Here is a 10,509-nt window from a genome sequence, read left to right on the forward strand (position 1 = left end):
GGTACCGGTGATGAGGACGCTGTTGCCACCCGCCGTGGGCCCACTCGGCGGAACCAGGCTCGTGATCGACGGAGCCGGCACAACGCTGTAGGTGAAGGTCACGTTCTGGGTGCTGGTTCCCCCCGGCCCCGTGACCGTCACCCCGACCGTGCCGGTCCCTGCCGGAGTTGTGGCCGTGATCTGCGTGTCGCTCACGACGGCCACGTTGGTGGCGAGACGTGAACCGAACCTGACCGCGATGGCGCCGGTGAAACCGGAACCGCTGATCGTGACGGCGGTGCCTCCTGCCGGATTGCCTTGGCTGGGGCTGACGCTGGTCACTAAGGGTGCCATGATGCTTCTTCTCCTTCTTGTGCCGTGCGGACGACCGCGCCCTGACCAATGGCTGCTGGCCAGGGCGCGAAGGGCACCGTCGGCCGCTCCATGCGACGCGGCCGACGGTGGCTGTGCGTGGTGCCGCCAGTCACCCGTCCAGAACTGTCAGGTGATGGTGAAGGGGATGGTGGCGGTGCCGCCGGAGGTGGTCACGGTGATGGTTCCCGGGTTGACGGGGTCCGGGACCAGCGTGCCGCCGGGCACGGTGCTGAGGATGAAGGTGCCGGAGCTGGAGGCGGTGAGGTCCGGCTCGGTGTGAGTCCCCGTCGAGTCGGTGTAGGTGACCGACACGAGGTTGTCGAGGCACGAGCCGTTGATCGTGACCGGGTCTCCGACGGTGCCCGATGTCGGAGCCGTGCTCGTGAGGGTCGGCGGGTTCTGGTAGGTGACGAACGAGGTGCCCGCTGTACCCGTGCCGCCGGCTGTGGTGACCGTGATCTGCTGGGAGTCCGAGCAGCCCGTCGGGGTGTGCGCCGGCGCCGTGACGGTGACCGAGGTGTTGCTGCCGCCGGCGGCGAAGGCCACCGTGCCGGCAGAGCCCACGGCGACCTGGCCTCCGGCCGCGAAGCCGGTGCCCAGGACCGTGAGCAGGCCACCTGCGGGAGGCAGGATCGCCGGACTCGACGACACGGTGCTCGGCGCCGAGATGATGAAGAACGACTGCCCGTTGCTCAGGGTTCCGTTCGAGAGCTTCACACTGACCTGGACCTGGCCGGAGCACGGGGCGGTGGCGGGGACCACGAACTTGACCAGGATGTTCGAGACCGACGTCGGAGTGACGGTGGTCCCGCCGAAGTTCACCGTGGTGGTGGTGCCTAACCCTGTGCCGTTGATGTCGACGATGTCGCCGACCTTGCCCTGGTTGGTGCCGCTGGTCTCGTCCACCACCGATGTGATGACTGCTGCCATGGGTCTCTCCTTTTGTTCGTGTCACTCTGCGCAGGGGTGCGCCGGGAGCATGAGGGCCGCGGCCACGGACCGGATCTCGTCGGCGCAGAGACGCAGAGAGAAATGGGGTGACATCGCGGGATGGGAATGCGGACCCTTGCGGGTCCCCGGTCGCCACGGCCTTCGGCGAAGGCCCTCTGAGCGAGGTGGCGACTTGAGACGGGACTCGTTGCCTCTCTTGGTCTGGTGCGAGAGGGCGAGTCGTGCACGGAACGGGACGGGCACCGGAATCCCGGTGCTACCGAAACGCTCACCTGATGCGAGGGAACCAAAAGAGAGACAAGCGCGATAGGTGCAATAAGGTATTTCAGGAAGCTTGTGCGAATATAAGAAAAAGCCTCGGCCTTATACTCTGTACGCCGGAGTACGCCCCTTTCCTCCCTGGAATCCGACGCCGACCCCGGAGCATCGGCTCCGCCGCCGGCGGACCATGTCGCGGGACGACGACCGCGACACGGCCTCCGGTGTCATCGCCTCGGCAGGCGGCCTCGCTCTGGTCGGCGACGTCGATGACAGGCCCGAGTGCACCGACTGTCGCGATCGACTGCGTTCGAAACGCCCCGCGCCCCTGGCAGATGCCAGGGGCGCGGGGCGCTTCGAACTTCAGGGGGTCACCTCACGGTTCACCCCGTGCAGCCGGCGAGCGCCGGGACGCAGTTGTCCGGGTGGTTTCCGGAAACCGTGGTCGCGGTGAGCGTCACCGTACCGCCGTCGGAGAAGATTCCGCCGCCCTGGCCGCCGTTGGCCGTGTTTCCGGTGACGCTGTCCGAGACCAGTTGCGTGGTGCCGGCATGACTGAACAGTCCGCCGCCGTTCAGCGTGGCCGTGTTTCCCGATACCGGACTGGCCGACACCCTCAGGGCGCTTCCGAAATTCGCGATACCGCCGCCGTAACTCCCCGCGGTGTTTCCCGTGGTCCGGGTGACGTTGACGGTGAGGTTGCCGCCTCCGGCGAAGACACCGCCGCCCTCGAAGGTGGTCGTGACATTGCCCTGGATCGTGGCGCTGCTCAGCAGCGTGGTTCCATAGCTCGCCACACCGCCGCCCGTGTACATCGCGGTATTACCGGAGATCGTTCCGCCGGAGTACGTGAGCGTGGCGGGCGTATTGACGTGGATGCCGCCACCGTCCCCCGCCGTGTTGCCGGTCAGATTGGTCGCCGAGAGGGTCGCCGTGCCGCCCGAGTCGACTTCGATGCCGCCGCCGATGCTGCTCGCGGTGTTGCCGGTGACAGGGGACCGGCTCATGGTGAGCGTCCCCAGGTCGAGGATGCCGCCGCCGTCGACAGCCTTTCCGCCGGCGATGGTGAGCCCGCTGACCATGAGCTTCCCGCCCGGGGCGACCTCCGCGATCCGGAAGTCCGGCGCCGAGGCATCGCGTCTGACAGTCGCTCCGCTGCCGGAGACGGTCACGTTCCCGGTGATGATCGGCAGCCCGTCGGGACCGTGGGTGCCGGTCGCCTCCACTGAAGTCAGCGTGTACACGCACCCCGTGGCCAGTGCGACGGTCCCGCCTCCCGGGGCGCTGTTGGCGTTGCTGACCGCGGTGACCAGGGCTGCCACGTTCCCGCAGGGCACGGGGGCCACGGCGGACTTCTTGCCGCCTTCCTTCACTGGGTTCTCATGGGCGGACGCCGGGGCGGAAAACGCCCCCGTCGATATCGCCAGCACCATGACGGGTATGAAAACGCGGATCGTGGTCGCGGGTCGCACGAAGTGTCTCCTTAGGCGTTCGTGAGTAGCAGCCACGACTCAGACTGCGCTGGTGGATAACGATCGGCATCCGCTCGGCTGCTGGACGAGTGACAGGGTTCTGCCGAACGACGGCTCGCCGCGGCGGCGCGCCCCGGGAGCGACGACGCGACGGAGCCGCAGACCAGCGGCACAGCGCACCTTCGGTGCGTCAGAATTCCTGTTTCACCCTGGCCCTCCCGGAACGGCGTACCGCGGTCGTCCGGCAAGGGAGGGAGCAAATCCGTGAACGTGCCGCACAGCCGCTGCGCCGTGTGGACATCGGCAGGACGGACGCCGAGGTATGCGCCCGCACGCCGAGGACGTGGCGCCGAAGGGATCGTCCACCGGCGAGACCACGGCCTGGCGCTCAACAACGCACGCGGTGCTCGCTCTACGGCGCTCACGGGAACTTAAATTACAAACGTCAATGCATCGCGGGTGCTCCGTTGGGCCCGAATGCGCCCTTCCGCTACCCGACCCATCGCAGAAGAATTGAACTCCGAGCGATGCCGGCGCCGACCGGGGCACCGTCCTCGCCAACCATCGCCGGGCCGACGCCGCCCCAGGGCTCGGCGCGATCGACGCACGAGCGCGCAATTCCCGAAGGCGAAAACCTGGAACGGGGGGCCGTGAACCTCACGCAATTCATACTCGCGCTCGGTTCCACCTGTCGCATAACGAGATTCGTCGTCAAGGACACGCTCGCAGCCGGCTTCCGGATCCGGGTCGCGGACCATTTCGGCGACGAGTCCAAGCTCGCATACCTCGTGACGTGCACTTGGTGCACCAGCATCTGGGTCGCCGGCGGCGTGGCACCGCTGGCTTACCACCTCGGTGAATCTCCATGGATTCAGATTCCCGCAGCGGCACTGACCTTGTCATACCTGTCCGGAGTCGCGTCGCTCTGGCTCGACTGACGTCCTTGTTCCCCTTGGGAACAAGGACGAGCTTCTCCGGCCGGTTTTCGCGATCAGTGAACGCGACCGTCGGAATTTCGACGTCTCAAGCGTCAAGGGCCGAACCGGGCCCGCTCGTTACGTGCTGCCTTCCGACTCCAAGACCGTAATCCCCGGCTTGTGACCCCGAAACTCGAATGGAATGGGAGAAATGGACAGAAGAGGTTTCGTCCAAGCCGGCTCGGCTGTGGGAGGCGCCTTCTTCTTCCGGAGTCTCGGCCTGGCCACGGCGGCCCAGGCCCCGGCGGACACTCCCGTCGGTCTGGGACCCGTCATATCTCGACCCGGTCGCCGATCCCCTGGCCGTCCCGCGCTTCGCGAACTCGCTGCCGTTCTTCATCATCGCCCAGCCGACTGTCACAGGTGTGGACACCACCTGCGGGCCGGCCGGCGGCGGAACCTCGGTCACCCTGTTCGGAACCACTTCCTCACCGGCACCGGCACCGGCACCGGCATCACCGTGGGGGGCACCCCGGTCACGCCCGCACCCGTCTTCTCCTCGGCCGGCCAGGTCACCTTCACGGCCCCGGCCCACACGATGGCCCCCAGCTCGTGCGTCGACACGGTGGACATCGCCATCGCCACCTTCGGCGGTACGAGCGTTCCGGCCGGCAGCCCGAGCCAGTTCTCGCTCTACGCGGCCCCGACACCTGATCCGCCGACCGGAACGGACTGACAGCACCATACGGCCCCGAGCCCCAGCACCCGGGGCAGCGGGGCGACATCACCGCCGCCTTGGCCAAGCCCCCCGGCCAAGGCGGCGGCCAATGAGACGAGCAGGAACGTCATGGCCATGAAGGAGAACCACCATGGGCTGCAACTGCGGCGGACAGTCTCACGCCCGCCGGACGATCACCGTGTACCGGCTGACGATGCCGGACGGAACCCACCGCGACTACCGCACCCCACAGGAAGCCGACGCAGCCAACAGGCGAACGGACAACGGCGGCACCATCACCGTCGTCACCCTCACCGCCCCGGACGGACGGCGGACGTGACCGCCGTGGCAGGGGGGCAGTGGCCTTCGGCCAACCCGCGGGCCCTCCGCCGCGATGCGGCAGAGGGCCCCACCACCGGGTCGGGGCTTGTGAAGCCGACGGAGCGTCAGCGCAGCAGCACCCCCGCCCCCTCCACCGCACTCTCCGACGGCGCCGTCACCAGCCCCAGCTCCACCCCGGAGGCAAGGAGCCGGTGGGACGGGAGGATGCGGACCGTGTAGCCGTAGGGGCCCGTGCGGTCCAGCCCCAGCGGCCCCTCGTAGGTCCAGTGGCCCTCCAGGTCCGGGCCTCCCGTCGGCTTCAGCGGTACCGTCGTCGCGTCCGTGATGCGGTCCTCCGGGTCGACCCGGCCGGAGACCGCCTGGACCTCCACGTCGTCGGGGGCGAGGTCGCCGAGGCGGACGCGGACCCGCAGGACGAGGGTGGTGCCCAGTTCGGCGGTGGCCGTGGCGGTGGCCGTCTCGACGTGGTCCACCGAGACGCCGTGCCAGGCCGCCCGCACCCTGCCCTTCCAGGCGGACAGTTCACGGGTCGTGTCCGAGGTCATGGACCGGTGGGCGTGGGCCGCCGGGGTGTAGAGGCGCTCCACGTACTCCCGGACCATGCGGCCCGCCAGCACCTTGGGCCCCAGCAGGGTCAGGGTCTGCCGGACCATCTCGATCCAGCGGTCCGGGAGTCCGCTGCGGCCGCGCTCGTAGAAGCGCGGGGTCACCCGCTGCTCCAGCAGGTCGTACAGCGCGGCGGCCTCGATGTCGTCCCGGCGGTCGGGGTCGGTGCCGGCGCCGTCCGCCGTCGGGATCGCCCAGCCGAAGTCCGGCTGGAACCACTCGTCCCACCAGCCGTCCAGCACCGAGAGGTTGAGGCCGCCGTTGAGCGCCGCCTTCATCCCGCTCGTCCCGCACGCCTCCAGCGGGCGCAGCGGGTTGTTCAGCCAGATGTCACAGCCGGGCAGGAGCTTCTGCGCCATCGCCATGCCGTAGTCGGGCAGGAAGACGACGCGGTGACGGACGCGCGGGTCGTCGGTGAAGCGGACCAGTTCCTGCACCAGCCGCTTGCCGCCGTCGTCGGCCGGGTGCGCCTTGCCCGCCACCACGATCTGGATCGGCCGCTCGGGGTGGAGCAGCAGGTCCATCAGCCGGTCGCGGTCGCGCAGCATGAGCGTGAGGCGCTTGTACGAGGGGACACGCCGGGCGAATCCGATGGTCAGGACGTCGGGGTCCAGGGCTCCGTCGATCCAGCCCAGCTCGGCGGTACCCGCGCCGCGCTGCCGCCAGGACGCCCGCAGCCGCTCCCGCACCTCCAGCACCAGCTGCTCGCGCAGGCTGCGGCGCAACTCCCAGATCTCCTGGTCGGCGACGTCGGCGACCGCGTCCCAGCGTTCCGGACCGCCGACGGTCAGCGCCTCCTCGGTACGGCGGTCGCCGAGCCGCCGGGCGCCCAGCCGGACCACCTCCGGGGCCACCCAGGTCGGGGCGTGCACCCCGTTGGTGACGGACGTGATCGGCACCTCGTCGGGGTCGAATCCCGGCCACAGCCCGGAGAACATCTCCCGGCTGACGTTCCCGTGCAGCAGCGAGACCCCGTTGGCGCGCTGGGCGAGCCGCAGCCCCATCACGGCCATGTTGAAGAGGTTGGGCTCGCCGCCGGCGTAGGTCTCCATGCCGAGCCGCAGGATGTGCTCCACCCCGATCCCGGGGAGTTCGGCGTCGGCACCGAAGTGGTGGGCGACCAGCTCCCGGTCGAAGCGGTCGATACCGGCCGGGACGGGCGTATGGGTCGTGAACACCGTGCCGGCCCGGACCGCCTCCAGCGCGGAGTCGAAGTCCAGCCCGGCGGCGACCAGCTCGGCGATCCGCTCCAGGCCCAGGAAGCCGGCGTGGCCCTCGTTGGTGTGGAACACCTCCGGCTCGGGGTGGCCGGTCAGCCGGCAGTACGTCCGTACGGCCCGCACACCCCCTATGCCGAGCAGCATCTCCTGGAGCAGCCGGTGCTCGCTGCCGCCGCCGTAGAGCCGGTCGGTGACGCCGCGTTCGCCGAAGTCGTTCTCCTCGACGTCCGAGTCCAGCATCAGCAACGGCACCCTGCCGACCTGGGCCAGCCAGATACGGGCGCGCAGCAGTCTGCCGCCGGGCAGTGCGAGGGAGACGTGCGCGGGGGTGCCGTCGGCCTCCTTCAGCAGGGCCACGGGAAGTTCGTTGGGGTCGAGAACGGGATAGTGCTCCTGCTGCCAGCCGTCCCGGGACAGGCTCTGCCGGAAGTAGCCGTGCCGGTACAGCAGGCCGACGCCGATCAGCGGTACGCCGAGGTCGCTGGCCGACTTGAGGTGGTCGCCGGCCAGGATGCCGAGGCCGCCGGAGTACTGGGGCAGGGCGGCCGTGATGCCGAACTCGGGTGAGAAGTAGGCGACCGCGGCCGGGAGTTCGGCCGACTGCGGCCGGGTCTGGTACCAGCGGTCGCCGGTCACGTAGTCGCCCAGGTCGTCGGCGACCGCGGTCAGCCGGCGCAGGAACCGGCGGTCCCCGGCCAGCTCGGCGAGCCGCGCCGGCGGCACACTGCCGAGCAGCCGCACCGGGTCGCCCTCCGAGGCTGCCCAGCGCTCGGGGTCGACGGCCTGGAAGAGGTCACGTGTCTCGGCGTGCCAGGACCAGCGCAGATTACGGGCCAGGTCGCTGAGGGGGCGGAGGGGTTCGGGGAGAACGGGACGGACGGTGAACCGACGGATCGCCTTCACATTCCACCTCGTGCAGTTCGCAAGGGGAGCCGTACAACCCTGTGCGGCTCGCGTCTGTGTCGACGGTACCGGTGTTGGGGGTGCTACTGGGGGCTGCCGCCCCCAGACCCCCGCTTCGGCCTGGACGGCCTCGTCCTCAAACGCCGGACGGGCTGGGATGTGACGCGGACCGGACTTCGCCCCAAGACTCCGAATGGGCTGCGATGTGGTGCCGGCCAACCTTCATCCCAAGACTCCGGACAGGCCGGGATGCGGTGCAGACCGGACTTCGCCCCAAGGAGGCTCCGAACGGGCTGCGATGTGGTGCCGGCAGGACTTCGCCCCAAAACTCCGGACAGGCCGGGATGCGCTGTCGGTCGGACTTTGTCCTCGGGTGCCTTCTTGTCGGCTTTCGTCCCGTACGAGACGCTGCCCACCTGAGCTGAGGAGGGGGACTCGCAGCCATGGCACGGACGTGTACCCGGCGTCTGCGTCTGGTGGGGGGCTTGACCGCGGTCGTCACGGCCGCGGTGCTGTCGACGGCCACCCTGCCCGCGCACGCCGTACCGGAGGGGATCATCGTCGACGCCGGCCGGGCCGGTTCGGTCGGCGGGAGTTATCTGGTGACGCTCAAGGAGGGGATCAAGGGGGCGTCGGCGGCCGGGAAGGACGTCGCCGCCCGGTATGGGGCGAAAATAAGCCATACTTACGGCAGTGTGCTGAACGGCTACGCCGTCGAGGCGAGCGCGAGACAGGCGCGGCGGCTCGCCGCGGACTCGCGGGTCGCCTCCGTCGTCCAGGACAGCCGGGTGCGGCTGGAGCGTACTCAGAAGAACCCGCCGTCCTGGGGGCTGGACCGCGTCGACCAGGCGGGACTGCCGCTCGACAGGTCGTACACCTCGCCGGGGTCGGCAGGGGCCGGCGTCACCGTGTACGTGATCGACACCGGTGTCCGCATCACGCACGCCGACTTCGGCGGACGCGCGAGCTACGGCTGGGACTTCGTCGGGAACGACAGGTCCGCCGGTGACGGCAACGGGCACGGCACCCATGTCGCCGGCATCGTCGCCGGTACCAGGTACGGTGTCGCCAAGAAGGCCCGGATCGTCTCCGTGCGGGTCCTGGACGACACCGGGGCGGGCACCACCGCCCAGGTCATCGCCGGTGTCGACTGGGTCACCGCGCACGCCCGCAGACCCGCGGTCGCCAACCTCAGCCTGGGCGGCTACCACAGCGCCCAACTCGACACCGCCGTACGGAACTCGATCAGGGCCGGCGTGACCTACACGGTCGCCGCCGGCAACGACGGCCTCCCGGCCGCCCGCTACTCGCCGGCCGACGTGTCGCAGGCCCTCACCATCGGCGCCACCGACCGCACCGACGCCCGCGCGGGCTTCTCCGACTACGGTCCCGCGGTCGACCTGTTCGCCCCGGGCGTGGCGATCACCTCGGACTCGTTCGCGAGCGACACCGGCAGGGCGACCTACTCGGGCACGTCGATGGCGGCACCGCACGTGGCGGGCGCCGCCGCCCTCTATCTCGCCGGGCACCGGAAGGCCACCCCGGCCCAGGTGGCCAAGGCCCTGATTGCGGGGGCGGCGAGCGGGAAGGTGTCCGGTGCGGGGCCGGGCTCGCCGAACAGACTCCTCCGGGTACCGAAGTCGTAAAGCGGTTTCTGGTATGCGATCACGCCACCGGCCCCGTTCGCCGAGAACGGGGCCGGTCTTGTGCGTAGACATACGGCTGAGTAGTTAACAAAGTGCCGGATTGCCCACCCGAATAGGGTGGGAAGGCTCCTCCGGTACACCCCACAGACACAGCACTGACACCACTCAGCGGTAAAACACCAGGTACACCCGCAGGACCCACCTCCCCACCATCCATCCGCCCACACCCTCGTTGCCGCGGACAGGAGCGGTCATGCCCGCCACGCACCATTCCTCAGCACCTCCGACCCGGCGCACGTCACCCGGCGCGCCACCCCCCGCGGACGAGGCCACCGCCGTCGGCCGCATACCCGTCCTCGACGTCCGCCCGCTGATCCAGCAGGGGCGCCGGCCCGCCAAGGCGGTCGCCGGAGAGTCGTTCGAGGTCACCGCCACCGTCTTCCGCGAAGGCCATGACGCCGTCGCCGCCAACGTCGTACTGAAGGACCCGAAGGGCCGCCCCGGCCCCTGGACCCCGATGCGGGAGCTGGCCCCCGGCACCGACCGGTGGGGCGCCGACGTCACCGTCGACGGGAAACCGGGCCGCTGGACCTACCAGGTCGAGGCATGGGGAGATCCGGTCACCACCTGGCGCCACCACGCACAGATCAAGATCCCGGCGGGTATCGACACCGATCTGGTCCTGGAGGAGGGCGCCCGGCTCTACGAACGGGCCGCCGCCGGGGTCCCGAAGGCAAAAAAACGGGAAATCCTGCTGACCGCGGTCGCCGCCCTCCGCGACGAGGAACGGCCCGCCCCCTGGCGCCTGGCCGCCGCCCTCACCCCCGAGATCGACAAGGTCCTGGCGCGGTATCCGTTGCGGGAGTTGGTCACCGTCTCGGAGCCGTTGCCGCTGCTCGTGGAGCGTGAACGGGCCCTGTACGGCTCCTGGTACGAGTTCTTCCCCCGCTCGGAGGGGACTCCGGAGCGGCCGCACGGCACGTTCCGGACAGCTGCGCGCCGGCTGCCGAAGATCGCGGAGATGGGCTTCGACGTCGTCTACCTCCCCCCGATCCATCCCATCGGCACCACCTTCCGCAAGGGCCGCAACAACACCCTCAACCCGGGCCCGGAGGACGTCGG

General features: G+C 69.8%; 9 protein-coding genes. 5 read left to right on the top strand and 4 right to left on the bottom strand.

The window, feature by feature from the left end; all coding sequences use genetic code 11:
• The 3 genes from KVT45_RS15325 to KVT45_RS15335 form a co-directional block, all read right to left on the bottom strand.
• On the bottom strand, positions 1-333 hold a 333-nt coding region (locus KVT45_RS15325), incomplete at its 3' end, for an IPT/TIG domain-containing protein (RefSeq protein ID WP_217547751.1).
• 147 nt (positions 334-480) lie between these two features.
• A complete protein-coding gene (locus KVT45_RS15330; RefSeq protein ID WP_217547753.1) occupies positions 481-1,284 on the bottom strand; it encodes an IPT/TIG domain-containing protein in 804 nt (267 codons plus the stop codon).
• Between the two features lie 662 nt (positions 1,285-1,946).
• Entirely contained in the window at positions 1,947-3,035 is a 1,089-nt protein-coding gene (locus tag KVT45_RS15335) for a right-handed parallel beta-helix repeat-containing protein (RefSeq protein WP_217547755.1), read from the bottom strand.
• Between the two features lie 527 nt (positions 3,036-3,562).
• Between KVT45_RS15335 and KVT45_RS15340 the strand changes: the two genes are divergently transcribed.
• The 3 genes from KVT45_RS15340 to KVT45_RS15350 all read left to right on the top strand — a co-directional run bounded on the left by KVT45_RS15340 (position 3,563) and on the right by KVT45_RS15350 (position 5,010).
• Complete coding sequence (locus tag KVT45_RS15340; RefSeq protein WP_254646783.1) at positions 3,563-3,973, top strand: DUF1360 domain-containing protein; 411 nt, start codon at positions 3,563-3,565, stop codon at positions 3,971-3,973.
• 499 nt (positions 3,974-4,472) lie between these two features.
• Complete coding sequence (locus KVT45_RS15345; protein ID WP_217547757.1) at positions 4,473-4,688, top strand: hypothetical protein; 216 nt, start codon at positions 4,473-4,475, stop codon at positions 4,686-4,688.
• A gap of 133 nt (positions 4,689-4,821) precedes the next feature.
• Complete coding sequence (locus KVT45_RS15350; protein WP_217547759.1) at positions 4,822-5,010, top strand: hypothetical protein; 189 nt, start codon at positions 4,822-4,824, stop codon at positions 5,008-5,010.
• Between the two features lie 106 nt (positions 5,011-5,116).
• On the opposite strand, the gene KVT45_RS15355 is transcribed toward KVT45_RS15350, so the two are convergent.
• Positions 5,117-7,741 carry a glycosyltransferase family 1 protein gene (locus KVT45_RS15355; RefSeq protein WP_217547760.1) on the bottom strand — a complete coding sequence of 875 codons (2,625 nt, stop codon included), beginning with the start codon at positions 7,739-7,741 and terminating at the stop codon, positions 5,117-5,119.
• 443 nt (positions 7,742-8,184) lie between these two features.
• Here KVT45_RS15355 and KVT45_RS15360 point away from each other — a divergent pair, with 443 nt between their 5' ends.
• The gene (locus tag KVT45_RS15360) at positions 8,185-9,387 is read left to right on the top strand and encodes a S8 family peptidase (RefSeq protein ID WP_217547762.1); all 1,203 of its coding nucleotides are present in this window, start codon (positions 8,185-8,187) and stop codon (positions 9,385-9,387) included.
• Between the two features lie 253 nt (positions 9,388-9,640).
• Positions 9,641-10,509, top strand: an 869-nt coding sequence (locus KVT45_RS15365) for a maltotransferase domain-containing protein (protein ID WP_217547763.1), incomplete at its 3' end; no start/stop codon positions are given.

The sequence above is a fragment of the Streptomyces sp. GbtcB6 genome (assembly GCF_019091475.1).
GTDB classification, from domain to species: domain Bacteria; phylum Actinomycetota; class Actinomycetes; order Streptomycetales; family Streptomycetaceae; genus Streptomyces; species Streptomyces hyaluromycini.